Raw genomic sequence first — 24,151 nt, 5'->3', positions numbered from 1 at the left:
AATCGTCCTCCTTTAAGAATCTTGAATTTTTTTGAGAAGCCGAACGAGCTGTTTCTGCTCATCGCGGCTGAGACGTTGAAATTGCTCCTGTTGAAACTGCTCTTGCTGCGGCACGACATCCTCATACTTTGCTCGTCCTTTTTCTGTAAGCGATACCCACTTCGTATGTCCTTCACTCTGACGCGTAATCCAGCCCCATTCCTCAAGCTTACGCATTTGCTGAGCAATGTTCCCTTTTGTCACAAACAGTTTTTCCGCGAGGTCTTGTTGCGAAATTGGTTCATTTGCCCCAATTTGGGCGAGCATGTCAAACTGGGTCGCAGACATATTCCATTGGTTTAAATGCTGATTCGTCTCACGGATGTTTTGTGTATACACACGCGAAAGACGAAACCAGCAAAGCAAGCTTAATCGATCCATACTAAATTGACTTTTTGAACGGCCTTCAGACAATGTTTTCTCCACCTTTTTATTATAAGGTTTAGCACTAAACATGTTACCATGTGCGTTTTTTATTGTAAAGCAAGAAGCGTTGCGCTCTTTTTTTCATTCTTCCCCTAAATGTATTTGACAAATTCCTATAGGCTCTTTGTGAAGCAATGAATATTTTCTACTGTTGTATGGACTAAAGTTTTATGATGCTTTGGAAAGGGTCGTCACCCCTTTAAGTAAATAAAATTATAAATAATTCGATAATAAAGACTCGTCATGATGTCGATTACTTTTTTACGCTGACTAAAAGCTAGCTAATCATTCAAGATTATTTTTCAATAGAATGAAAACAGCTGAGTGTGCGGTCAAAAAAACGAATTTACCAGATGTCTAAGCGGAACAATTTTAATATCCTCTTATGGAAGCATTTCTTCTAAAAGTAGCAAAGCCCTCTCCTGCTCACGACGAGCAGACAAGAGGGCTTCATATTATGCTTTCACATAATCAACGTTGACATGCAATTGCTCAATTAACGAAAAGAATGTCGGACACGTTTTGGAGACACAGCCAGGATCAGAAATGGTTAAATTTCCGGCTTTTGTCCCGATCACCGCCAAGGACATCGCGACACGATGGTCGTCATACGATGACAACGGATCGGTTGAAGCTGGGCTTCCCGGCTGAATCGTCCATCCGTCGATGTGCTCTTGAACGTCGATGCCTAACTGCTTGAGTGACGTTGCCATTGCGGCAATTCGATCACTCTCATGGTGGCGAATGTGCTCCACCTCCGTGATCGTGATCGGTCCATCGGCGAATGGTGCTAGTGCGGCTAGCGTGAGCGCCTGGTCTGACATTTCCCGCATCGAAATGGTGCAGTTGCCTTTTAATTGCTCTGGGCCGGTCACTTTGACACACGTCCCATCAATCGCCACCTGACACCCGAGCTGCTCTAAAACTTTCAGGAGTAAAAAGTCTGGCTGATTTGTTTCAGGGTTCATGTTTGTTACTTCAATTGTCGTCCCGTGCAACGCCGCCAGCGCAAAAAAGTAGCCTGCGGTTGATGCATCTGCCTCCAAGGCATAATCTTTTGCCTGATACGTTTGCGGTTTCACGACAAAGCGATCAAAACGGTCATTGTGCTGTACATCGACACCATGAGCGCGCATCAGCTCGACCGTTATGTTGACGTATGCGTGCTGTACAATTCCGTCCGTCACATTGAGCACGACACCTTGTTCTGACGCTGGAGCCGCCATCAAAATGCCGCTGATGAATTGGCTGGACAGCTGACCAGAAATTGTTGCCTCTCCCCCCGTGAAGGCTGACGGGTGCAAGGTCACTGGATAAAAGCCTTCTTTACCTGTATATTCCACTTTTTGTCCTAAAGACGTTAACACGTTAAATAATGGCTCTACGGGGCGCTCAGACATCCGCTTACTCGCCCTAATTTCCTGTGGTACATCCGTATGGGCAGCGACGAGCCCTGGCAGAAAGCGGCCGTTCGTGCCAGATGCACCAATATACATTTGCGCGGAGTGAGCTAACCGTTGTCCGCCGATTCCTTCAATCTTTGTTGTTTCGCCATCGAGCTCTATTTTGACACCAAGCGCTTTCAGTGACTCTAAACAAAAATAGGAGTCATCGCTTTGGAGTACCCCTGTTAAATGGCTTGTCCCTTCCGAAAAAGCAGCCAGCGCCAAGGCGCGGTTGGTAAAGCTTTTACTTCCAGGAATCGTAACACTTCCTTGAACAGGCTTTTCATACCCACGTATATTGACCTCTTTATAATCACTGATGGCTGACCAAGGCGACCGTGCTTCCAAATCCGGCGTATGTGCCAACTGTTTTTCCCCCTTACGTTCTAGCTGATGTTCCCTTAACTATCACATACTTTGAATGCTTCGGCAAGCCCTTTTCTTTTTTGCGTTGACTGGTTAAAGCGCGAAAATGCTGTCGGCAGCATCCATTGTTCTCTTTACAGAAAAACAACACCCTCACACGATCCGAGTGAAGGTGTTGAAAACAGCAAACCGGTCATTTTTGTTTATATCGCGTTGCACCTGCATACGTCGCTTTACGCCAAAGGTTCTCTAAAGGTCCTTGGTTATATTTTTTCAACCAAAGTACACTGAACAGAAGCTGTAGAATGAAGATGGTAACGGCAATTCCCATCCCGGCAGCGACACTTACTCGTCCGAACAAGCCAAGACCAAATCCATAGAAAAGAAAAACGCTAACGATTGATTGAACGATATAGTTCGTTAAAGCCATACGCCCCATCGCCCCTAATGGTGCCAGCCTTGTTTGCATGCGCTCGTTCTCCATGACACGAACGAAGGTTGATACGTACCAAAGCATAACCAACGGACCAGCAATCATATTGAGTGATTGTCCATACGCATATCCTTCGCCAGCTGGAAGTGGAAACACATTGTAGATCAATAAGACATACACGAGCGAAAGGATCGCTCCCGACCAACCACTGTACAGCTGGATACGCCGCCATGTCGTTGCAAATTCTTTAGGTCGTTGCAGTCCGCCCCACTTTCCAAATGCTAACCCTAGCAAAAATACACCTAAGACGTTAGGTACCGCAAAAAACAGGTTAAACAGCAGCACTGGGACTTCCATGCTCATGCGAAATTGCAAAATGTCTACATAACTACCGCTTTGAAATATCGTTACAATCGGCGCTAAAGACATCTCTATTATACCTTGTACATCCTCAGGATTTTGCGTTAAGGCTGTCACTAAACCAAGCAACGCTGTCAATAACGCAGGGAAAACAAGCAGGCCAATGCCCCAACGAATCAACGTGCCAATCGGCTTACGGTAAAACAAAAGTAAAAACAAGCCCGCAACCGCATACGTGTGTAAAATATCACCGGACCAGATGAAAAAGAGATGGATCAATCCGATGAGCGCAAGTCCCGCCATTCGTTTTTTAAAGTAGTACGATCCGTCTAACTGGCGCTCTTCAATCCGCGACACAAACAAATAAAAACCAAGGCCGAACAAAAACGAAAACAGCGGATAAAATTTACCAATGACCGCCCAATGAAGAAACGCTTCAATGGCGCCGCTCATCCCACCTTCCGGCCACGTTTGCCCGAGCACATACGCACTCATATCGTGTAAGGCAGGCGTTTTAAACGCCCGCATATTTGCAAGTAATATGCCAATTAAAGCAAAACCGCGCAAAACATCTATCGACGCAATTCGTTTTGCAGACTTTGTCGGCTCAAGCTGCGCTGTCCCTTCGTTTGGCTTCGCGTTATGACTCATCGACATCTAACATCCTGTACAAGAAACCGTCCGTATTTCCTGAACGCTCCAGAATAAAATCGGCACCTAGATACGAAAGTACGCCAAAAGCGATACACCAGACGACTAAACTAATCGTCATCCATAATGTAACCGCCTGCCGCTGACCACCAAAAGTCACAGCTAAGAAAGCCGCCAAATGACTGCCGATTAAAACCGGCCCAAGCAGTGAAAACCCAATTAAACCATATTTTTTCCACAGACGCTCCGCTCGCTGTCTCCTTTTATTCGGAGCGTGCTCCTTCGCCGCTTTTCTTCTTTCATTCCACTGATTCAGACGGTCGCCAAGAAAAATCACTAATAGCACCGTCAGCAAATTTCCTAAAAAGGCAAGAATGATCACAAGAAAGCCATTGAGCCCCGCTAAAATACCGAGCGGAATGACAGCTAGCACTTCAAAAAACGGTATAGCCGCAAAGATAAACACGAGCGCGTACGCAATAATAAACGCCATCACTTTCACCTCTTCCTTATTGTTTGTAATAAGACCGTGTATCTAACCAAAAAATTGTGTATTGTGTGACCCCCATGACAAACAGGAGCAACAGCGGAACTTCTGGAAAGATCGGAAACGAAAACAGAATCGCCGCAGAGGTCGGAATTGCAAAATAGAAAAAAATATACACTTTACGGCAAGGCTTTGTTCACGACCCATTGCTGGCCTTCATCAAGTTCGTGCAATTCATAAGGGACAAACGACAAAAACGAAATGCGCCTTTTTGGCTGCTGTCGGTTATAAATCACGATGAGCATTACATATAAAGCGACGTACACAAATGCGATTAAAGAAAAAATCAGCACCCAGACCACCTGTTTATAAGCCAGATACACATTAGACATCACTAGAAAAAGAACAAAAGCCGCCTGAAATGGGGAACGAATAAACCTTTCAAGCATCAGGACTCCTCCTCTAACCAGAAAATTGCTTCCAGGTTTTCTCGAAACGCATGTGCGATCTTTAAAGCTAAAGCGACTGACGGGGCGTAATCCCCTTTTTCGATCATGCCAATCGTTTGCCTCGTCGCGCCGACTAATTGGGCGAGCTCAGTTTGGGTTAGTGAATGACGTGCCCGCATTTCACGCACACGATTTCTTAGCATTCGTATCCCACCCCTTCAGCTGAAATGACGATAAACGTCTTATATAATGTAAACTTTTTTTGTCATAATGTCAATGATTGTTTACATTACGAGTAAAAAAATACCACTTCTTAAGGTAGAAGTGGTCGCAATTCTGATTCAGTTCGGCTCCCAAATTGAACCTAAGTTCATGAGAGGACGAGCGAGCCGAGCAACGACGGATGAATGCGTTTGTCAACAGGCTGAGTTTTAAGGAGAACTAGTCGTTGACGTCCTTGGAAGAATTAAAACCTCTACCCGACGGTTTTCTTGCCGTCCGCTGGCCGTGTCATTTGAAGCAACAGGATGAAATTCGCCAAAGCCTTTTGCACTGAACCATTGAGGCTGGAGGGCTGGATTGTCCACGAGTAGCTTCATAAAGTTAACTGCCCGCATAACGCTCAGCTCCCAGTTGGACTCAAATGGCGCACTTCCAATCGGAACGTTATCGGTATGACCGCTAATAATAATCTGCCTTGGTGGATCCATCACTAGTAAACCCGATATTTCTTCGGCTAATTTATAGTACTCTGGGCTCACTTGTGCATGACCTGATTCAAAAAGTATACTGTCTTCAATTTTCAATAAGAGGCCTTCTTCACTTAATGACGTTTGAAAGCTACCTGTCAACCCTTGCTCTCCGATATACTGGTCAATCTTTTCTTTTAATGCGCCTAGCTCTTCCAACTCACTGGCACTCGCCCCTTCAGAGCGCCCTTCTGGATCCTTGCCCGTTAATGTCGTCGTGTTAGGAAAAGCGGCAGAGTATTCCATCATCTCTGTTCCGCCGGTGAAAACATCGGAAAACACTTCTGACATATGCTGAAACTTTTGTGCGTCAATACTGCTTGAGGAAAATAACACAATAAATAAAGCCAACAACAATGTCATTAAATCTGCATACGGAATTAGCCACGATTCATCGACATGATTAGATTCTTTCTTTTTCTTACGCCGCGTCATCGCTTATTGCTCCTTTTTTCTCCCCTACTGCGCTTCTTTCTTGTTCAGACAGATAGGAAGTCAGCTTTTGCTCAAGCGCTTTAGGTGATTCTCCCTCGATTAAAGATAAAATGCCTTCGATCATCATCTCTTTCACTTTAACCTCTGCCTTAGACTTTTGTTTTAATTTATTGGCAAACGGGTGCCAAAGTACGTATCCCGTAAAAATCCCCATAAGCGTTGCAACGAAGGCCGCAGAAATCGCTTCCCCGAGCTTATCAATGTCACTCATATTACCGAGTGCGGCAATCAAACCGATGACCGCACCGAGTACACCTAACGTCGGAGCATACGTACCGGCTTGGGAGAAAATTTGTGCGCCGCCTGCATGGCGCTCTTCCATTGCATCAATTTCTTCACTTAAAACATCTCGAATGTATTCAGAATTTTGACCGTCGATGGCCATCTGCATACCGTTCTTCAGAAAGGCATCGTCCAGCTCTGCGATTTTTGACTCAAGCATGAGCAAGCCTTCCTTACGAGCGACCTCAGTCCAAGAGGAGAATGTTCCAATGACTTCGACAGGCGTCATCATTTTTTGCTCTTTGAAAAGAATACCGAACAGCTTCGGGACTTTCTTCATTTCATTGGTTGGAAAGGCAACAAAAACCGCTGCTGCTGTCCCGACTAAAATTATTAAAATGGCCGCCGGGTTTAAAAAAACTACAAGACTTACACCCTTTAAAACCATACCGAGCGCGATTGCTATAAAGCCGAGAAATATTCCTATCAGTGAAGTTTTATCCATGTTTTCATCACCTTTGCGTCTGTCTTCTACCCTATATATATCGACATTGAACGCTAAGATTTGAAGCACATTTGCGCGGTAAATTTCATTTCTTGCCAATGCATTTTGCACAAGCCGTATGAAGAGACCTAATGATCTCACGACACAAAAAAACCCCCAAAGGCAGGTTTACGTGACTGCGTTTTGGGGGTAAGTCGTCTATGATTTATTTAATCCAGCTGATTTTTCAGCGGATTCCATCGTTTGCTTTAATAGCGTCGCAATCGTAACTGGTCCTACGCCACCAGGAACAGGCGTGATGGCACTCGCTTTTTGATAGCTCGCGTCATACTCTACATCACCGATGTTGCCTGGATTGTATCCAGCGTCAACGACTACTGCACCTTCTTTGATCCAATGTCCTTTGACAAACTCAGGTTTACCTACGGCTGCTACAACCACATCCGCTTCAGCCACTTTCGCTGCGACGTCTACAGTCCGAGAATGGCAAATCGTCACTGTCGCATTTCGGTTCAAAAGCAACAAAGATACAGGCTTGCCAAGGATAGGGCTGCGTCCTACGACGACGGCATGCTTTCCTTCCAAAGGAATATCGTAATAATCTAAAATGGAAATAATCGCTCCTGGCGTGCAGGAAGGATATTGTCCAAATCCGAGACCTGTGCGTCCGAATGAAGCACTCGTAACGCCATCTACATCTTTTTCCGGATCAATCGCTTCAAACGCTGCCCGCTCATCTAAATGTGAGGGAATTGGGTGTTGCAATAAAATTCCATTAATGGCAGGGTCATCGTTTAGTGATTGAATGGTCGACATGAGATCATCTTGCGTAATGTCTGCTGGCAAGGTTACTTTCTTTGAATCGATACCAACCTTTTCACACGCTTTCCCCTTCATTTTCACATATGTTGCTGAAGAAGGGTCATCCCCGACAAGGATCGTTGCTAAGCAAGGTGTGATCCCTTTCGCTTGCTTGAGATGGCTTGCTCGCTCACTGACATCCTCCCGAATAGCTTGTGCTACTTTTCTTCCGTCTAGTATGACTGGTTCTCCCACGCTACCGTCCTCCTCTAAGATACATGTTGTCCATATATTCTTCTAGGTCGCAGGTGCCCAGGCGGACGGCACGCGAAACGAAGAATTCTTTTTTTCAGCTTCCTCGTGGTAGCCTCCACGTTTCATCGCCAGTCACTGAAAAAAGCCTTGTCGCCTTTATTATAAAACACGAACCACCAGTCGAAAAGGGTCAATCCTCATTAAACAGACGCTTTAACGGCTTTTTTGCAGGTCCATTTAACACTTCACCCGTTGGTGCAAATCGCGAACCGTGACACGGGCACTCCCAAGCACAATCGCCATCGTTCCAATCGACTTCACAGCCTAAATGAGTACATGTCGTATCCACGAGAAAAGCCTTGCCTGATGCATCTTTATATAAACCAGCGCGTTGGCCTTGATACCGGACGACAGCCCCTTCACCTTTGTTTACGTCTGCAGGGGTTTTGGCGACCAGACCGAATTTCCCGCGGGCAAAGTGTTTGGCGACATCCGCGTTTTCCCGTGCCATATGCTTAAGGGAGGGATCTGCCTTGAAGCGACTCGGTACACTTACGGATAAAAACGCCTTTCCTTCTGTCACATACCTTGCCATTTGTCGCGCCGCTTGCGTACTGTTGGTCATCCCCCATTTTCTGAACCCAGTAGCGATACAAATATTTGGATGACTTCTCGTAATTGGACCAACATAAGGCATTTTATCGCTCGTTATTAAGTCTTGTGCAGACCAGCGGTAATGAACGTTTGTCACACCAACAGTTTTTTTAGCGTAGTTGAGCAACTGTTCGTACGGCTCATGCGTATTTAACCCTTGACCTGTTTTATGTCCTTCTCCGCCTAATAATAGCAGCGGTGTCCCATCTGTGCTGTTTGCAGCGCGCCACGAATGCTGTGGCGGGTCAACCTCTAAAAACATGCCTTGTGGTGGGGGTGTCGGGCTCTCAAGTGCCAGTACATACGATCGACTAGCGTGCATTCGGGTAAAATAAAAGCCACCTTGGTCGATGAACGGGAAGTGGGAACAAATCAGGACGTGATCTGCCGTAACCGTGCTCCCATTGTCGCAAGTGATGACGGGGCGCTGCTCGTCTGTAAGCTTCATCGCAGTCGTCTGCTCATAGATACGTGCGCCCATCCGTTCAGCTTCAGTTAATAAAAACGCCGCATATTTGACCGGATGAAAATGCGCCTGATTTGGAACCATCAGCGCTAATTTTGCGTGCATATAGTCAGGAAGGCCTTGGCGAACAAGCTGTCCCGGAATATTCAGTCGATCATACGCTCTCATTTCCCGTTCAAGCTTATCCACAGACAACGCTTGACTCGTGTACAAGTATGCCGATTCTTCTGTCCAATCACAATCAATCTGATGCTGCGCGATCAACGCCTTCATCCAACGAAGCGCTTCATCATTGGCTCGATAGTACGCCTCTATCGCATCATGACCGAAATGGGCTAGAAACTCATCGTAAATGAGATCGTGCTGGACGGTGACCTTGGCTGTCGTATGACCACTCGTTCCAGTCATCAACCTCCCTGCCTCAAGTAGAACGACATCTTTTCCTTCTTTCGCAAGTAAATAAGCTGTTGTCAAACCGGTGAGACCGCCCCCGATGATCACCACTTCAGAAGTCTCAGACTGCTGTAGTGGTGGGTGCTGTGTTGTTTGCCTAGCAGCGTCGCGCCATAACGACAAGGGCTTTTGCGGCCATTGCTGTGATTCTTGTGTCATACACATCCCACTTTCTTTTTCCCTAGCTTGACCGATGCGAGATGAAATTATAACGATTTAAGCAACACCTCAGCTTGAAATGCAAAAACCCCGAACGACAACGCTGCTCGGGATCAACTTAAACGGCACACTTATTCATTTGTGACTCGCTTTTGCACGGATGAAAACGCTGCTGCATCATATAAAGCTCGTCCGATCATAAACTGGACGACCGCGAGCACGCCTAGACTTCCTGCTAACAACGGAGAGCCTTCAGCATACATTACTGCTCGTAATAGAAGTAAAAAGCTGATGACGAGAAAGCATGCACTACTGATTCGATATACATTCACCGTTGCCAATTTATAGTCTCCTTTGATGTAAAATCGGTTCTCTTTTACATCTATGCATGCGGTCTTAAAAATAGACGGACAAATCTCACAATCATTGTTTATTTAATAGAAGCCGCCAACGTATTTGCAAATGCCCGGCTTTCCTGGCGCCTTTCGATTCGTTGTCCCGCCCTTTTTTCTGCCGCTTGATATAGCATTTTTTCTTCATCACTTTCAGGACGGATGAGCGGAACGACCTTTTTGCGACCATCATCGGACAAAGCAACAAAAGTTAGAAAAGCAGTGTTGGCAAGTCGTGACACTCCCGTTTTTAAATCTTCAGCCGTTACTTTAATAAACACTTCCATTGAGGACGTACCGACCCACGTGACGTACGACTCGATCGTTACTGCATCGTCTAAACGAATCGGCGATAGAAAGTCGACAGAATCCATCGAGGCGGTGACTGCGTCCCCGCGGCTATGTCTTGACGCAGACATTGATGACACTTCATCCATATAACTTAGTAGCTTTCCACCGAACATCGTGCCGTGACTATTCGTATCAATTGGGAAAATACGGACGGTTTTCACGACACGTGAATCGGAACACGCTTTCACCGGCCTGTTTTGCATCAATATCTCTCCTTCGTTTATTGTCGAGCGATCGTGTGAAACAGAGAGTGCCTTGAGACAATCAAGGAACCTACGTTTATGATACACATGAAAAGAGCCTTTGTGGAGAGCGTATTGACATTCATTTAGCAACGAGTGAACCATTGGCTTCATACACCGCTCTTTGTCGTCATCATTCATTGTCGCCCTCTTGCCTCTACGATGATGATCATCAAACCGGCTGTCTGTTTGATTTTATCTTTACGCTTGCTTATTTTCCGTCAATCTCTCTGTTAGCCGCTATTTTTCAACATACATCATTTCCGTTTCACCACGGGTCACCTTTTGCCCAATATGACCGATCAGCTTTTTAACTTCAGTAGCAACGACGATTGGACTCACGGTCGATTCTGCTTTTTTCTTCACAAGAGCCAAATCGACGGTCAGTATAAGGTCCCCGGCTGACACACGGTCGCCTTTAATGACATGCGCCGTAAAGCCTTCTCCGTTTAAAAAAACCGTATCTAAGCCAACATGAATCAAATACTCGATGCCGGACTTTGATTTAATAACGAACGCATGATGAGTCATATACAACTCCGTAACTTTGCCATCTACCGGCGAGACGACAAACCCGTCATCAGGTTGAATGGCTACACCGTCTCCCATCATTTTTTGAGAAAACTTTGGATCAGACAAACTTTCCAGCGGAACAATTTCTCCAGTCATCGGCGCCAGGACATGATCAGCTTTCGTTCTTCCAAAAAGATTAGCGAACATCGATGCCGCTCCTTTACTTGTTAAAAACATGCACAAACATGTCCTTACTATTTGAATTTCCCACCGATTTTAACCACAGATTTCCTCACTTTAGTTTATAAAAGAGGAAAAAAGGGGAAAAGAATAGTTGGCTCCTCTTTTACATGTCACTCTTTAGACAACGAGCAACTGTACATAAGTACTAAGAAATAGAAAGGATTGGCATGACCATGAAGGAAATGCATGAACCAACCATTCACGCGGTCGTCCATGTGTTACAAGCATTTGAACCACATGATTTTGATCTCACCGCCAAGAGCGTTGCCGAAAAAACAGGCTTAAGCGAGCACGAAGCGACACGTCTGTTACATTTGTTGGCGCAACAAAATATGATAAATTATAAAGAAACAACGAACTCGTATCATTTAAGTAAAGAGATGTATATATTAGGCATGACAGCAGCACAATCTCTCACGGTGCGTGATTGTGCCCGCCCATTCATGGACGAACTTCGCAACATTACGAAGGAAACGGTCAATTTATTTATGATCGATGGAAGGGAACGCATGTGTTTGGAACAGAGTGAAGGAGAACACGACGTAAGGGTTTGGGTCAAAATCGGTACGAAGCTGCCGCTCTGGCGCGGAGCTGCCGGAAAAGCCCTGCTAGCGCACCAGTCAGATTCATTTATTTCTGCGATCTTACACGAGAATGTCCCACCCTTTGACAGAGCTCCTTTATTTGATGAACTCGTACAGATCAAGCAAAACGGTGTTGCCGAGAGCATCGATGGTCGAGAGCCCGGTGCCTCAGCAGTTGCTGCACCGATTTTCGATGGGGAAGGTGAAGTGCGGGCCAGCCTGTCGATCTCGGGAGCGACCGATCGCTTTACACCGGAAAAAATCGACGCTTACGTAGAGCTCGTCAAAGGCTTCGCCAACGCCATTTCCGAAGAACTTGGCTATTCAGCATCACTTTATCAATCAAATGTCAAAGTGTAGACAACGTCTTCCTAGGCTTTGTTTCAGAAAAGGCTGAGCAGCTCCCAAGCTGAAAACCACCTTTCAGCCTAAGCGCGTGGAGAATCGAAGAGAACCTTTGAAAAAGTGAGCGGGCTTAGCAACGATGGATGAAACGTTCGTCAACGGGCTAAGGCATTTGATGTGACATGTTTAAAGGAATTCACATTCATGCGAAGAGATCATACAAACTCGCCAGCTGGAGTATGATTCGTTGAGTGCTGTGAGAGCGAGATCGATCCTTCCTTGATCATGTATTGACGAGGATGGATCGGTTTGCTGGAAAAAGAGGAGACATGAGGCTCTATTTACAAACAATGAAGAAAAATGTTTTTCTATTTCTCATAACCGTTGTCTTATTAGTTCTTACAGCCGGTTTTTGGCTAGGATTACCTTTTATGGCGTTAACCGAAGCGAATGTTCCAGCTTGGCTTCAAGTGATATTCATTGGTTTAGGCATTGGTTTTTGTTTTTCACTATTTTTTATTCCGCTTCATTTATCTTTTGCTAAAGATGTCGGAACAAAAAAACGAGAAAACAAAGTCAAAACCTTTTTCCTCGTTCAAGGTGCTTTAATGACGTTTGTTGCTACGGTAGTCGCTCTGTTTATTCTAATCGCAAAAACCTTTTCAACATACTAAAGTAAGCAGAGACTACAATTGATCTTTCCTGAGCAAGCTGTACAAATATAAGTCGCTATAGCCCGTTTCGGTTTTTTCTTTTTCCCTTAAGCAGCCTTCTTTTTCAAACCCGAGTTTTTCGAGTAAAGCGAGCGACGGCATATTGTCTGGAATGACTTTTGCTTCCAGACGATTGACTTGAAGCGTGTCAAACGCAAAGTTGATCAATGCGTTGAGCGCTTCCTTCCCATAGCCTTGCCGCCAATATGGCTTCCCTACGTCATAACCAATTTCAGCGCCGTCATTCAGGGTGTCTATCGCGTTTAAACCAACAGAGCCAACGACTTGACCATCGCCTAAAACGAGCGCGTATCGTACAGCATTCCCTTGATCTGCATATTGATCTAGCATCTCAATCATTTGCCTTGCCTCATCGATTTTTTTCATTGGCACGATATTCATATACCGGGTGACCTCATCATCGGACCAATACGTGAACAAGACATCAGCGTGCGCTTGAGAGATAGGCACGAGTGTAAGACGTTCCGTGTTTATTACCTTCTTTAATTGTGACAATTGAATCACCTCCTTTTACTTGATCCTTTGTATACATCGGACAAAACGTTCCGCACGTTCATCCAACGACCGGTGAACAGCGAAGGTTTCTGTGTTTTGCAAGCCTAAGCCATCGACTGGAATATTCAACACCCTGCCTTCGACGAGCTCTCTACGCACAGCCGATTCCGGTAAAAAGGAAAAACCAAGACCCTCTTCAACGAAGCGCCGTGTAATATGAATTTGCGAAACCTCCATGACCCTTAAACCGGGGTATTTTTGTCGTAGCTTATCAAGAAGCTGCGGCCAATATTCTGGATGATTTCCACTTAACACGGGCATTGTCTGGACAAAATCGTGCAGACCTAAAGGGATGCTTGTCTCCGCATCGCCTCCATCATGAGGTGCGATGCAGCGAATCGCCTCTTCGTAAAGGAAAGTATTAATAAGCGTGGGCGCTTGGGTTTTCATACGACTTAAGCCGACATCTGCTTTTCCTTGGGCCACTAATTGTCCAATTTCATCAGATTCTTTGACTTGTACGTCCACACGTATTTCGGGATGCTGTGGCTGAAAGGCCCTTAACCAAAACGGAAGTTTCGTTTCCGCAACGATGGGACTGACCGCTACGAGCAAAGACTGCCGATACCCTTGTCGATAATCCTTTAACTCTTTATATCCTTCCTCTAGCTGGTGCAACATCCCTTCCGCCCGAGGCAAAAACAGTCGCCCTTCTTCCGTCAGACGCACGCCTCTTCCATGCTTGTGAAATAAAGCACACCCTAGAGCTTTTTCGAGGTGTCGAATATGGCTTGTGACCGTAGGCTGAGAAATAAACAGCACATCTGCCGCTTTCATAAAATGCTCGTGCTCCGCCGCTACGAGAAAGGTCCTTAACCAGGTAGATTGCATAAGCCGACTCTCCTTACTTTCATTCATTATAATAATCAATGAATCTATACGTTTTTTTTAATTATACGGAATGAATTTGCATTGTTACAATAAGAACTATGGATATTTGTGGCTTTCGGAGCCCTATTAAAGGAGAGAAGCACATGGCAACTGTTAATGGTTTAGATCAAGTCGTTGCAGCAGAAACAAATATGAGCTTAGTCGATGGAAAAAACGGGGTTTTAGTTTACCGCGGGCATTTCGCAGCTGATTTGGCGCGGGAAAAGGATTACGAAGAAGTCGCCTACCTGTTATGGCACGGGAATTTACCACTAGGCGATGAAAAGAAAGTGTTTTATGAAGCGTGGTCGAATGCGGCCCATCTGCCTCTACATGTAGAAAAATGATTGATGAGCTGCCGCCTGCCTTTGATCTCATGGAAGCGGCGCGTACCGCCGTATCTTCTGCAGGAGACGCATCTTATACATGGCCAGCAACGAAGGAGCAGGCCCTCTTTTTAACCGCGATGCTACCGACAGCGATCGCCCGCCGCTATCGACGCATGAAAGGGTTAGAGCCGATTCAGCCAAAGCCCGGTCTAAAGCATGCCGCACAGTTTTTGTATATGCTTTATGGTGAAGAGCCTGAAGAAGCACACGTTGCTGCCTTAAATGCATATATGATCCTAACTGCAGAGCATGGTTTAAATGCATCAACCTTTACCGCTCGGGTCATCTCGTCAACACAATCTGACCTTGCCTCGGCACTCACAGGTGCCCTCGGCGCAATGAAGGGTCCTTTGCACGGCGGAGCTCCGTCTGGCGTCATCGATTTACTTGAAGAAATTTCGACGCCAGAAAACGCTGAAACAGTGTTACGCCAAAAGATCGAAAACGGCGAGCGCCTTATGGGCTTCGGTCACCGGGTATATAAAACCGCTGATCCACGTGGGCAGGCTTTAAAAGCAATTACGTTAGAATTAAAGGGACGGGACCCGTGGTTCGACTTAGCCAACCACGTCGAAAAAACCGCAGTCGCTCTTTTACAGGAATACAAGCCGGGGCGTCATCTGTATGCAAACGTCGAGTTCTATGCTGCAGCGATTTTAAAAGCGTTGCAATTCCCGGCTGAGTTATTCACGCCGACGTTCTCATCAGCCCGAATGGCTGGCTGGAGCGCCCACGTGTTCGAGCAAAATGAAAACAACCGGATTATCCGTCCGCAAGCAACGTATATTGGCGCCATGCCAGAACACCAGTCTTAATACTGTACGTGAAACCCTGCCGCCGCGCAGGGTTTCGTTTGTTGGCAAGGACACGGATGCGGTGCTTGGCTGACAAGGACAAGGGGCTTAGCCAAGGCGATTTAAAGTACAAAAACGGCAAACCAAACTGCGTCGGCTCTCTAGTTGTGATCGTCTAACGTTGCAATACCTGCAAAGCCGCAGCAACCTTCGTGGCAAACTGCAACGGTGGTTCAACTGATTGAAAATGTGCATAGAGAATCGTCGGTTTTGTGTATAGCCAATGGTTATGCAATGCACTTATGGCAATCCCTTGCCTGACCCACGCACTAGTGAACGCTGGCACTTCTTCTTCAAGCAGGACGATCTCTCCTAGGTTTAGCGCTTGGCCTTGTGCATCTAACGATTCAAACATGAACTCTGCGTGCAACTCGCTTCGGCTACGAATGGCGTTATGAAGGTGATGATTCGTTCTATGATATGGATGCAGATGAAGAGGACTTCGCCGAGTTTATTGACGCTAAATTGCGGGGGGACAGAATGTTCGCCGTGACGAATCCACATGAGTTGATCGGTTTTTTTAGCGCCAATCACGTAGCACCAGATACCGTTGATATTGGTTTAGGTATGCAGCCCGATTTAACCGGCAGGGAATGGGTTGTCTTTTGTACAAGCGGGCATGTCGTTTGTACAAAAGACCTTCGCACCCCAACATATCACCTTATCGGTCGCGACGTTTAATGAACGAGCGATTAAAGTTTATCTAAAGGCGGGGTTTAAAAAAACACGCACATTTAAGCAGCAAACGAATGGCGACATTTATGAATTTGTCGAGATGACCTACAAGTGCACCAAATAGCATCGGGAGTGTAATTGCATAAATGAATTTATAGAATTTTTGATATTTTAACGAAACGTGCGCTCGCCTGGTACAAAAAATCACTCCTCTTCTACTAGCCATCAAGGAAATAGCAAACGGCTCATTCCCCCCTAAAAATAGTGAAAAGCAGCCTGCAATTGAAAGGCTGCTTCCTCATTTACTTTAACCAATAACTCCATATCCTAGCAAAATAATTACGACGAGCAAAGCGAGGGAAATGACAAAAAAGACATTTGCATTTTCGCCACGTTTTTTACGTCCAAGTGTTGCTTCCATTAAGCCGATTGTAATGACTGCTAAAATCCCTTTAATGAGATAATTAATCGGGAATGCATATTGAATCAGTATATACACACCCGTTACAAGCATGATGACGTAAAACAAACGAAGAATCATCGGCAAGAATTTTACACGGATCATAAAAAACGACAGAATAAACAGAAGAACAACGAACGCCCACGATCCTGCGTGCGACGCGATAAAGCCGTCTAACATATAAACTCTCCTTTCCGTTTACATCCTCCCACTGTTCACTTGGGGGTTCGTCTCGATTTTACCACGATCAGGAAAGAAAACATACGAGGAAGCGTTCCTTTCACAAAACCGTACGTTTTATTTTAAGCACATTTAAAAGAAGGGACTTCACATATCATCGCGAAATTTTTAAATACTACTTACCAATCTCCCGGTGTTATAAAAGAAAAAAGATTTTAGACGATTGACATCAAGGGTAACCATAAAATAAATTCATCACATTTATAAGGAGGGGTTCGATGCTTTCATTTCTTCAACGGCTAGGTAAAGCGTTAATGCTCCCGATTGCAGTGCTTCCAGCTGCAGGGATTTTAATCGGGATCGGTCTGATTATGGAAGAATTTCTAGTTCCCGGAGGCAGCTTTATCCGCATGTCCGGCCAAAGCATTGTCGATAATCTTGCCTTAATCTTTTCTGCCGGAGTGGCAATAGGCTTTGCTAAAGACAGTAACGGTACCGCTGCACTCGCAGGGGTAATCGGGTATTTTATTTTATCGTCTGGACTCGTTGTCATTGGTGGCGAGGATATCAGCATGGGCGTGCTTGGTGGTCTCATCTCGGGTGTGAGTGCGGGTTTATTATATAACCGTTTTAATAACATTCAGCTCCCAGAGTTTCTAGCCTTTTTTGGCGGGAGGCGTTTCGTACCGATCATTCAAGCCGGCGTAATGATCGTCTTGACGGCGATTCTTGGTTTCGTGTGGCCGCCTATTCAAGGGCTCGTGGAAGCCGGTGGACAGTCTATCGTTGAAGCTGGAGCGGTCGGTGCTGGATTGTTTGGCTTCATCAACCGTTTACTTATTCCACTTGGTCTTCATCATGTCATCAATACACTCGTCTGGTTCCAATTCGGTGAGTACGAGGGCGCGACGGGCGATCTTAGCCGGTTTCTCGCGGGTGACCCGGAAGCAGGCATCTTCATGGGCGGCTTTTATGTCATCATGATGTTCGGCATACCTGGCGCAGCAGTTGCGATCGGTCTTGCTGCCAAAAAAGGACGTCGTAAAGCGACGTTAACCGCTATGCTCAGCCTTGCGTTCGCTTCATTTTTTACCGGAATTACAGAGCCTGTCGAGTATTCCTTTATGTTTCTAGCCCCTGTGCTCTACGGTATTCACGCCTTATTGACCGGCTCAGCCTTATATTTAGCGACCATTTTCGGCGTACGTCACGGATTCGGCTTCTCCGCTGGAGCCATTGACTTCGTTTTACAATCGTTAAATGGGACGCGCATCTATATCTTGTTAATTATGGGTGTGATTTACTTCTTTATTTACTTAGGGATCTTCTATTTTGTCATTAAAAAGTTTGATTTAAAAACGCCCGGGCGTGAAGATGAGGATGAAGAGCTTGCTGTTACAGGAAGCCCTGGGACGGTTGATATGCAAGCAAACAAGCAGGGATTTGACAAGCATCAGCAACAAGCTGCTTATTTTCTAGAAGATTTAGGCGGGAAAGACAATCTGAACACGATTGACCATTGCGCAACACGGCTCCGGTTAACAGTTCATAACATGGATCGAGTCGACGAAGCGGCCTTGAAAAAGCATGGCGCTAGAGGCACAGTGAAAGTGAATAAAACGAATTTGCAAATCATCGTCGGTACACAAGTAGAATTTGTTTATAACGCCTTGCATGCATTTAAAGAAGGGATTTTAACAACGCAGAGAACAAACGAACAGCTGAATGATGCACCTCAATCTGCACAAACGAACGACCAAAGCTTTGCCAATGAAAATGATATCGCAGCCGTAACCGCACCGTTGACGGGCACCCTCATTCGACTTGAAGACGTCAAAGACGAAGCGTTCTCTAAAAAAATGATGGGCGACGGGTTTGCCATTAACCCAACCGATGGCACTGTGACGGCTCCTTTCCATGCCTCAGTTGCGATACTTGCCGACACTCGCCACGCGATTGGCTTAAAGACAAAAAGTGGTACTGAAATTTTGATTCACGTCGGATTGGATACGGTGCAGCTTAAAGGGGAAGGCTTTGAAGCCCTTGTAGCTCAAGGAGATGACGTCGAAGAAGGGCAACCGTTGCTACGCATCGACCTCGACGCACTAGCGAACAAAGCAAACTTGACGACGCCAGTGATCTTTACAAACTTGCCCGAGCATATCAACATTGACTTGCTCCATCAAGGTGAGGTCACAGCACGGCAAAAAGGAATTGTCGAAGCACAGCGCCGATCAACGTAACACTTTTTTCCCTGTTGTCGCATAGACGAGCACGTCACGACCATTGTACACACTCGTTTTTTCATAGTGCATCCCTGTTTTCAGCGCAACGAAGATAGAAGCAGGGTGTTCTGGGTGAATGAGGCAGATCAATCGGCTTAGTCCGAGCTCTGCCTCTCCATAAGCTTTCATCGTCGAGGCAGCTTCTTTTGCATAACCGTATCCCCAGTATTCCGGCAACAGCCAGTAGCCAATTTCAATCTCGGTCCGCCCCTCCACTTGTTGGCGGACTAAACCAGCATGACCCATCGGAGCCTTCGTCTTCTTATCAATAATTTGATAAAGCCCAAGTCGTTCTTCATACAAAGGCAGTGCCCAATAGCGAAGACTGCGCTCTGCCTCATCAGCTGTCTTAGGAGACCCATTTCCGATATAACGCACAACGTCGGGATGCTGCCACATTTTGCAGTAAAAAGGAAGATCAGCAAGCTCGTAACGTTTGTAAAGTAGCCGTTCTGACTCCAAAATCATACAACTCCCTTCTCCAAAAGTTTGTTGTTTGGAGAATACAACATCGCCCAAGCTAAATCAATGCACAACCGGCACTCTTTTAGTATAGTAATCAAACATCACGCAGAAAGGATATGGTTTGAATGAGCTCAAACAATCAGCAGCTAGTGTTAAAGCGTCGGCCAACAGGAATGCCGACCGCCGAAGATTTTTCGTACGAAGACATGCCCATCCCAACGATTCAAGAAAATGAAGTGCTTGTGCATACGCTCTACCTGTCAGTCGACCCTTATATGCGCGGGCGGATGAACGACACCCGCTCATATGTCGCTCCTTTTCAACTAAACGAACCGTTAGCCGGCGGGGTACTCGGCGAAATCATTGCGTCGAACCATGCAGATTTTAAAAAAGGTGACCTCGTCACAGGAAACCTTCCATTTAGGCAGTATAACGCCGTCCACGGCTCTTTATTACGCCCAATTGATCCGTCAATTGGAGCCCCGACCGCCTTTCTCGGCCCACTCGGCATGACTGGGATGACCGCTTACGTAGGCCTGTTTCACATCGGACAACCTGACGAAGATGACACAGTCGTCGTGTCTGGCGCTGCAGGCGCCGTCGGCAGCATCGTCTGCCAGCTCGCTAAGCTTGCTGGTGCTCGTGTCATCGGTATTGCTGGCTCCGATGAAAAGTGCCACTTTTTAACGAAGGACCTCAAAGTAGACGCAGCGATCAATTACAAATCTGAAAACTTTAGTGAAGAGTTGGAAAACATTTGTCCTGACGGCGTCGATGTCTATTTTGACAATGTTGGCGGACCGGTCTCTGATGCCGTCCTACAGCTGTTAAACGATGGCGCACGTATCCCTCTATGCGGCCAAATCTCTCTCTATAATTTGCAAGAGCTTGATCACGGACCGCGTATTCAGCCATTGCTATTAACGAGACGCGCCATGATGAAAGGGTTTATCGTTTCCGATTACGCGCATCTGTTTGACGAAGGATCAGCGTATATTGCCAAGCAATTGGCAAACGGCTCATTAACGTATAGAGAACATATCGTTGACGGGTTTGACCAAACGATCGATGCATTTTTAGGATTATTTACCGGCAAAAATACCGGCAAACTGCTTGTTCGTGCAGGGGAACCAGAAGCATACGAAGGTGGAACGCTCGAGGCGGCAAAGTAATCTCTTAAATGCCCGGCTTTTTTTCTACATCATTCACTTTATTAAAGACAGGTTCCTTTCCCTGTCTTTTTCTTGTTCTAAAGCATCCGATACGTGAACAACCTCAACATAATTACTATATTTTTGGGACGGCATCACGAGAAACGGCTCCTCCTCAAGAGATTTTTCTTCAACATCAGACAAATGTTACACATGAATTGAGACGTCTAAACCCGATGCCTATATAGTCTTCAGCTCTGGCTAGGTCAATAGCGTTATACAGCTCTTCACCTTTTTCCTTATAGACCCTCCTTCTATCCTCAATCTGATACTCCTAGATCAGCTCTTCATTGTTGATATTGAACGCTAAATCATATTCATCATGAGCAATGAACTTATCAACAACCGCTAAATCTAAGATCAGCAAATGTGCGTTAACATGATGTTTATAATAAAAATAACTAGATATTTCTGAATATTATTTCGCCCTAGCCATACAGAAAGTAACACTGCGAGCCCAAGTACGATGCTTATTTCTGTTCTCATTTCTCACCCTCCTTCAGTGCTTTCGTTCAGTGTAAATACACCTTGCACGAGCGAGGAAATCTGAGTAAGTGATCTTAATTATGTCACACTTTTTTGGTCACTTATACACCTCCTGTTTCACTTGGCATGTTCGCGCGCGCACCCTTGTATACTTTCCAGTCAAGCAAAAAAACACAAAAAGAGAAGGCGTGATAACCCTCCTCTTTCATCTTACAAAGTTACATCCGTTCAGGGGCTTGAATGCCAAGCAAGCGAAGCCCTTCCTTAAGCACCGTCGCTACAGCCCAAGTCAGCGTCATCCTGGCTTTTACGTGCTCACTATCACCTAAAATCCGCACTTTTCCATAATACGCATTAAATGCTTTCGCTAAAGCCAATGCGTGACGTGCCACTTGCGAAGGGTCGGCATCGTTCCAGGCGCGCTGGACAATATTCGGAAATTCAGCTAACGCTTTAACAACAGGCCACGCCTCTTCATCTGTAAGATCAACAGCAAACGCACCGCTATCCCAGTCTCCTTTGTGTAAAAGCGTACACGCGCGTGCATGCGTATACTGCACATACGGCCCTGTTTCTCCTTCAAATGCGAGCATATCCTCCAAAGAAAACGCGACATCGTTGCGACGATCGTGTTTCAAATCGTGAAAAATCATCGCGCCAACCGCAACTTGCTGTGCCACCTGCTGCGGGTTTTCCAATGAGCTATTTCGTTGCTGAATCGACTGCAGTGCGCGTCCTGTTGCCTCCTCTAAAACATCCTCCAAAAAATGACCCGGCCACGTCTTGTTGACATTTTCTTGCCGTCGGAAAGCAATAAGCCAAAGGCTACGTGCTCAGGCTGCTTTTGTTTCTCAACACCTAAGCGTGTTAACACGGCTTGAATTTGTTTAAAATGCAAGCTTTGTTCCTGACCGACGACATACAGAAGACGTGCCGGTGACAGCTCTTCATTTCGATGATAGACAGCCGCTAGGTCGCGCGTCGCATATAGTGAAGAGCCGTCTTTCTTTTGGAATAAACAAGGTGGGAGACCTTCATCATCTAACCGAACGACGAGTGCGCCATCCGACTCTTCTAACAGCCCTGCTTCTTGTAAGTGCGTCATCACAGCCTTCATCCGATCATTGTAATACGCCTCGCCTTGAATCCGATCAAACGTAATGCCCAAACGGTCGTACAGATGCTGAAAAGCGACAATGGACTCTTGACGGAACCATGTCCATAACGCCACAGCCTCTTCATCCCCCTGCTCTAACCGCACGAACCACGCCCGCCCTTCGTCATCCAGCTCGGGCTCCTTTTCCGCTTCCTCATGAAAACGAACATATAGCTTATACAGCGTTTGGATCGGCGCCTGACGCACTTCCGCTTCAGAGCCCCAACGTTGATACGCCACAATTAATTTGCCAAACTGCGTTCCCCAATCGCCAATATAATTGATCCGCTCCGGCAAAAAGCCGTTTTTCTCCGCCAGCAACGCCAACGCATTGCCGATGACCGTTGAGCGCAAATGTCCCATTGAAAACGGCTTTGCAATATTCGGTGACGAAAAATCAATCGGCACACGTGCGCTTTTCCCTGTAACAAAGGAACCGTACGCGCTTTTCTGGACAACAATCGATTGAAGAACTTGCCGACTCAGTGAATCCTTTTTAAAAAACACATTCACATATCCACCAACCGCCTCAACACGCGCAAATTCATCGTGCGTGAGCGTCGCGGCTAGATCTTCAGCAATCGCACTCGGCGCGCGACGCTGACGTTTGGCAAGAGGAAAGCACGGAAATGCCAAATCGCCGTGTGCACGATCTTTTGGAGCCTCAATCCATTGACCAATCTCCTCAAAAGAGGCATGTTCACATAATGCATTAAACAACGCTCCTTGCCACATATCATGCATGTTTTTCATCATTGTTCACCCTTTCAGACACGCCAAAAACCCCGCCTCTATATAAGAGACGGGGACGCCGTGGTGCCACTCTTTTTGGAAAGAATCCTTTCCCACTTCAGGCGGATAACGCGGCCAGCGGCTACCCTACTTTAACGTTCAGGTAAGCTTCTCCAGAGTCCGGTTCCTCAACAATGCGATGGCCGGGCTTTCACCATCCCCGGTCGCTATACCACGCATCATTAAGTACTCTCTCTTTCCTCGAATGGCTATATAATTTCAAACATCATACCAGAGCCGTTTTAATCAAGTCAACCTATTTTTAACGATGTTAAGGAACGGTGTTTGATGAAAGTGGTGCTTCACCAACAGTGGGGATCATCAAATGATCAATCGGATGAGAAAAGCTACACACATGCCAACGTTCTTCTGAATCTCGTAACAGCAAATACGAGGGCGCCTCTTCAGGAATGGCTAAAACCACTTGAGACACAGCACCATCAAAAGGAACGCCGTCTAACACAATAGGCGGCATATACGGAATTCGGACAAGCATACCTGACTGAGGCGGAACAAACGTACCTTCATAGTGTGTTTTAATTGATGCCACCATTCGAGCACCTTCCTTCTGAATGCGCTGATCGTTCGTCCACACCTCTTCCGCCCCATCCTCAACGTGTAAAACACGTACAGGCGGCAGCTCCACTCCCTTCATGTCCTGAACATTCCCACTAAAGCCCAGTCCCATCCAAGCAAGCGCACCCATCCAAAACCACCACAACACCACCAACCCCTTCAAAATAAACCTTTGCCCCTAGCATTTCCAAAAACAAAAAACATATGCAACAAAGAAATGCGGAGCGGTGCACGCTTAGAAACGGAGAACAGAACATCACCTGACCGAGAAATGGATTCCCACATTTCACGAGTCAGGGGATTTCTGCTTCGCAGTTTCTGCACCGCGGAGCTAGACAACAAAGAAATGCGGAGGCGAGTACGCTTTGAAGTGCAGGA

24 protein-coding genes, 3 pseudogenes, 1 riboswitch and 1 other annotated feature are annotated in these 24,151 nt (G+C 46.1%); of the genes and pseudogenes, 6 read left to right on the top strand and 21 right to left on the bottom strand.

The genetic code is table 11. The annotated features are described in order from the left end of the window. Positions 1 to 12 precede the first annotated feature (12 nt). The 13 genes from G4V62_RS13430 to G4V62_RS13370 all read right to left on the bottom strand — a co-directional run bounded on the left by G4V62_RS13430 (position 13) and on the right by G4V62_RS13370 (position 11,120). Entirely contained in the window at positions 13 to 420 is a 408-nt protein-coding gene (locus G4V62_RS13430) for a MarR family winged helix-turn-helix transcriptional regulator (RefSeq protein ID WP_246218443.1), read from the bottom strand. A 500-nt stretch (positions 421 to 920) separates the two neighbouring features. Then, positions 921 to 2,276, bottom strand: a complete 1,356-nt coding sequence (gene aroA / locus G4V62_RS13425) for a 3-phosphoshikimate 1-carboxyvinyltransferase (protein WP_165203040.1) — start codon at positions 2,274 to 2,276, stop codon at positions 921 to 923. A gap of 193 nt (positions 2,277 to 2,469) precedes the next feature. Further along, complete coding sequence (locus tag G4V62_RS13420) at positions 2,470 to 3,720, bottom strand: DUF418 domain-containing protein (protein ID WP_165203038.1); 1,251 nt, start codon at positions 3,718 to 3,720, stop codon at positions 2,470 to 2,472. Then, a complete protein-coding gene (locus G4V62_RS13415) occupies positions 3,710 to 4,213 on the bottom strand; it encodes a small multi-drug export protein (protein WP_165203036.1) in 504 nt (167 codons plus the stop codon). The genes G4V62_RS13420 and G4V62_RS13415 overlap by 11 nt, the downstream gene beginning before the upstream one ends. A 173-nt stretch (positions 4,214 to 4,386) precedes the next feature. Beyond that, a complete protein-coding gene (locus tag G4V62_RS13410; protein ID WP_165203034.1) occupies positions 4,387 to 4,656 on the bottom strand; it encodes a hypothetical protein in 270 nt (89 codons plus the stop codon). Continuing rightward, entirely contained in the window at positions 4,656 to 4,859 is a 204-nt protein-coding gene (locus G4V62_RS13405; RefSeq protein ID WP_165203032.1) for a helix-turn-helix transcriptional regulator, read from the bottom strand. The genes G4V62_RS13410 and G4V62_RS13405 overlap by 1 nt, the downstream gene beginning before the upstream one ends. 228 nt (positions 4,860 to 5,087) lie before the next feature. Further along, the gene (motB, locus tag G4V62_RS13400) at positions 5,088 to 5,840 is read right to left on the bottom strand and encodes a flagellar motor protein MotB (protein ID WP_165203030.1); all 753 of its coding nucleotides are present in this window, start codon (positions 5,838 to 5,840) and stop codon (positions 5,088 to 5,090) included. Beyond that, complete coding sequence (gene motA, locus G4V62_RS13395) at positions 5,827 to 6,627, bottom strand: flagellar motor stator protein MotA (protein ID WP_165203028.1); 801 nt, start codon at positions 6,625 to 6,627, stop codon at positions 5,827 to 5,829. Before motA ends, motB begins: the two co-directional genes overlap by 14 nt. 198 nt (positions 6,628 to 6,825) lie before the next feature. Continuing rightward, complete coding sequence (locus tag G4V62_RS13390; RefSeq protein WP_165203026.1) at positions 6,826 to 7,683, bottom strand: bifunctional 5,10-methylenetetrahydrofolate dehydrogenase/5,10-methenyltetrahydrofolate cyclohydrolase; 858 nt, start codon at positions 7,681 to 7,683, stop codon at positions 6,826 to 6,828. 48 nt (positions 7,684 to 7,731) lie between these two features. After that, a riboswitch (ZMP/ZTP riboswitch) is annotated at positions 7,732 to 7,829 on the bottom strand. 44 nt (positions 7,830 to 7,873) lie between these two features. After that, positions 7,874 to 9,415: an FAD-dependent oxidoreductase gene (locus G4V62_RS13385; RefSeq protein ID WP_246218439.1), complete on the bottom strand. Its 1,542-nt coding sequence runs from the start codon at positions 9,413 to 9,415 to the stop codon at positions 7,874 to 7,876. Between the two features lie 131 nt (positions 9,416 to 9,546). Beyond that, on the bottom strand, positions 9,547 to 9,756 hold the full coding sequence (locus G4V62_RS13380) for a hypothetical protein (protein WP_165203022.1): 210 nt from the start codon (positions 9,754 to 9,756) through the stop codon (positions 9,547 to 9,549). Positions 9,757 to 9,845: 89 nt separating this feature from the next. Then, the gene (locus G4V62_RS13375) at positions 9,846 to 10,361 is read right to left on the bottom strand and encodes an acyl-CoA thioesterase (RefSeq protein WP_165203020.1); all 516 of its coding nucleotides are present in this window, start codon (positions 10,359 to 10,361) and stop codon (positions 9,846 to 9,848) included. Positions 10,362 to 10,640: 279 nt separating this feature from the next. Further along, a complete protein-coding gene (locus tag G4V62_RS13370) occupies positions 10,641 to 11,120 on the bottom strand; it encodes a PTS sugar transporter subunit IIA (protein ID WP_165203018.1) in 480 nt (159 codons plus the stop codon). 203 nt (positions 11,121 to 11,323) lie between these two features. Here G4V62_RS13370 and G4V62_RS13365 point away from each other — a divergent pair, with 203 nt between their 5' ends. Beyond that, positions 11,324 to 12,100, top strand: a complete 777-nt coding sequence (locus G4V62_RS13365) for an IclR family transcriptional regulator (RefSeq protein ID WP_212508785.1) — start codon at positions 11,324 to 11,326, stop codon at positions 12,098 to 12,100. A 314-nt stretch (positions 12,101 to 12,414) separates the two neighbouring features. Further along, entirely contained in the window at positions 12,415 to 12,759 is a 345-nt protein-coding gene (locus tag G4V62_RS13360) for a hypothetical protein (protein ID WP_165203014.1), read from the top strand. Positions 12,760 to 12,771: 12 nt separating this feature from the next. Here the strand turns inward: G4V62_RS13360 and G4V62_RS13355 are convergent, their stop codons facing one another. Both G4V62_RS13355 and G4V62_RS13350 read right to left on the bottom strand, forming a co-directional pair. After that, complete coding sequence (locus G4V62_RS13355) at positions 12,772 to 13,314, bottom strand: GNAT family N-acetyltransferase (protein ID WP_165203012.1); 543 nt, start codon at positions 13,312 to 13,314, stop codon at positions 12,772 to 12,774. Positions 13,315 to 13,329: 15 nt separating this feature from the next. Then, on the bottom strand, positions 13,330 to 14,205 hold the full coding sequence (locus G4V62_RS13350; protein ID WP_165203010.1) for a LysR family transcriptional regulator: 876 nt from the start codon (positions 14,203 to 14,205) through the stop codon (positions 13,330 to 13,332). Between the two features lie 143 nt (positions 14,206 to 14,348). On the opposite strand from G4V62_RS13350, the pseudogene G4V62_RS13345 reads away from it, so the two are divergent. Then, positions 14,349 to 15,448, top strand: a pseudogene (locus tag G4V62_RS13345) (citrate synthase). Positions 15,449 to 15,602: 154 nt separating this feature from the next. Here G4V62_RS13345 and G4V62_RS13340 read toward each other — a convergent pair. Beyond that, positions 15,603 to 15,875 (bottom strand): DUF1259 domain-containing protein, encoded by a 273-nt coding sequence (locus G4V62_RS13340; RefSeq protein ID WP_312855497.1) that lies wholly within the window; start codon positions 15,873 to 15,875, stop codon positions 15,603 to 15,605. Between G4V62_RS13340 and G4V62_RS13335 the strand changes: the two are divergent. Beyond that, positions 15,848 to 16,286, top strand: a pseudogene (locus tag G4V62_RS13335) (GNAT family N-acetyltransferase). The gene G4V62_RS13340 and the pseudogene G4V62_RS13335 sit on opposite strands and share 28 nt — an antisense overlap. A 183-nt stretch (positions 16,287 to 16,469) precedes the next feature. Here G4V62_RS13335 and G4V62_RS13330 read toward each other — a convergent pair. After that, entirely contained in the window at positions 16,470 to 16,802 is a 333-nt protein-coding gene (locus G4V62_RS13330; RefSeq protein WP_165203006.1) for a DUF1516 family protein, read from the bottom strand. A gap of 278 nt (positions 16,803 to 17,080) precedes the next feature. Between G4V62_RS13330 and G4V62_RS13325 the strand changes: the two genes are divergently transcribed. Continuing rightward, positions 17,081 to 19,045, top strand: a complete 1,965-nt coding sequence (locus G4V62_RS13325; protein ID WP_165203004.1) for a glucose PTS transporter subunit IIA — start codon at positions 17,081 to 17,083, stop codon at positions 19,043 to 19,045. Here G4V62_RS13325 and G4V62_RS13320 read toward each other — a convergent pair. Next, positions 19,037 to 19,552: a GNAT family N-acetyltransferase gene (locus G4V62_RS13320; RefSeq protein ID WP_165203077.1), complete on the bottom strand. Its 516-nt coding sequence runs from the start codon at positions 19,550 to 19,552 to the stop codon at positions 19,037 to 19,039. The two genes, G4V62_RS13325 and G4V62_RS13320, sit on opposite strands and share 9 nt — an antisense overlap. Positions 19,553 to 19,677: 125 nt before the next feature. On the opposite strand from G4V62_RS13320, the gene G4V62_RS13315 reads away from it, so the two are divergent. Then, positions 19,678 to 20,724 carry an NADP-dependent oxidoreductase gene (locus G4V62_RS13315; RefSeq protein WP_165203002.1) on the top strand — a complete coding sequence of 349 codons (1,047 nt, stop codon included), beginning with the start codon at positions 19,678 to 19,680 and terminating at the stop codon, positions 20,722 to 20,724. Between the two features lie 399 nt (positions 20,725 to 21,123). Here G4V62_RS13315 and G4V62_RS20355 read toward each other — a convergent pair whose 3' ends face one another. The 3 genes and pseudogenes from G4V62_RS20355 to G4V62_RS13305 form a co-directional block, all read right to left on the bottom strand. Continuing rightward, positions 21,124 to 21,249, bottom strand: coding sequence for a hypothetical protein (locus G4V62_RS20355; RefSeq protein ID WP_281359531.1), 126 nt, complete (start codon positions 21,247 to 21,249; stop codon positions 21,124 to 21,126). 218 nt (positions 21,250 to 21,467) lie between these two features. Then, positions 21,468 to 23,149 (bottom strand): annotated as a pseudogene (argS, locus tag G4V62_RS13310) (arginine--tRNA ligase). Positions 23,150 to 23,200: 51 nt separating this feature from the next. Further along, positions 23,201 to 23,408 (bottom strand) — a binding site (T-box leader). Positions 23,409 to 23,468: 60 nt separating this feature from the next. After that, positions 23,469 to 23,918 (bottom strand): hypothetical protein, encoded by a 450-nt coding sequence (locus G4V62_RS13305; protein WP_165203000.1) that lies wholly within the window; start codon positions 23,916 to 23,918, stop codon positions 23,469 to 23,471. Between the last annotated feature and the right edge of the window lie 233 nt (positions 23,919 to 24,151).

Source organism: Litoribacterium kuwaitense (genome assembly GCF_011058155.1).
GTDB classification, from domain to species: Bacteria; Bacillota; Bacilli; order Bacillales; family DSM-28697; genus Litoribacterium; species Litoribacterium kuwaitense.
The sequence above is the reverse complement of the archived record's forward strand: the minus strand, read 5'-3'. Positions and strand labels throughout refer to the sequence as shown.

Coding starts and splice junctions, on each gene's coding strand:
- G4V62_RS13430 (WP_246218443.1), bottom strand. CDS start 420: ATGGATCGATTAAGCTTGCTTTGCTGGTTTCGTCTTTCGCGTGTGTAT.
- G4V62_RS13420 (WP_165203038.1), bottom strand. CDS start 3,720: ATGAGTCATAACGCGAAGCCAAACGAAGGGACAGCGCAGCTTGAGCCG.
- G4V62_RS13415 (WP_165203036.1), bottom strand. CDS start 4,213: ATGGCGTTTATTATTGCGTACGCGCTCGTGTTTATCTTTGCGGCTATA.
- G4V62_RS13410 (WP_165203034.1), bottom strand. CDS start 4,656: ATGCTTGAAAGGTTTATTCGTTCCCCATTTCAGGCGGCTTTTGTTCTT.
- G4V62_RS13405 (WP_165203032.1), bottom strand. CDS start 4,859: ATGCTAAGAAATCGTGTGCGTGAAATGCGGGCACGTCATTCACTAACC.
- motB (WP_165203030.1), bottom strand. CDS start 5,840: ATGACGCGGCGTAAGAAAAAGAAAGAATCTAATCATGTCGATGAATCG.
- motA (WP_165203028.1), bottom strand. CDS start 6,627: ATGGATAAAACTTCACTGATAGGAATATTTCTCGGCTTTATAGCAATC.
- G4V62_RS13385 (WP_246218439.1), bottom strand. CDS start 9,415: ATGACACAAGAATCACAGCAATGGCCGCAAAAGCCCTTGTCGTTATGG.
- G4V62_RS13375 (WP_165203020.1), bottom strand. CDS start 10,361: ATGCAAAACAGGCCGGTGAAAGCGTGTTCCGATTCACGTGTCGTGAAA.
- G4V62_RS13370 (WP_165203018.1), bottom strand. CDS start 11,120: ATGTTCGCTAATCTTTTTGGAAGAACGAAAGCTGATCATGTCCTGGCG.
- G4V62_RS13365 (WP_212508785.1), top strand. CDS start 11,324: ATGACCATGAAGGAAATGCATGAACCAACCATTCACGCGGTCGTCCAT.
- G4V62_RS13360 (WP_165203014.1), top strand. CDS start 12,415: ATGAGGCTCTATTTACAAACAATGAAGAAAAATGTTTTTCTATTTCTC.
- G4V62_RS13350 (WP_165203010.1), bottom strand. CDS start 14,205: ATGCAATCTACCTGGTTAAGGACCTTTCTCGTAGCGGCGGAGCACGAG.
- G4V62_RS13330 (WP_165203006.1), bottom strand. CDS start 16,802: ATGTTAGACGGCTTTATCGCGTCGCACGCAGGATCGTGGGCGTTCGTT.
- G4V62_RS13325 (WP_165203004.1), top strand. CDS start 17,081: ATGCTTTCATTTCTTCAACGGCTAGGTAAAGCGTTAATGCTCCCGATT.
- G4V62_RS13315 (WP_165203002.1), top strand. CDS start 19,678: ATGAGCTCAAACAATCAGCAGCTAGTGTTAAAGCGTCGGCCAACAGGA.
- G4V62_RS20355 (WP_281359531.1), bottom strand. CDS start 21,249: ATGAGAACAGAAATAAGCATCGTACTTGGGCTCGCAGTGTTACTTTCT.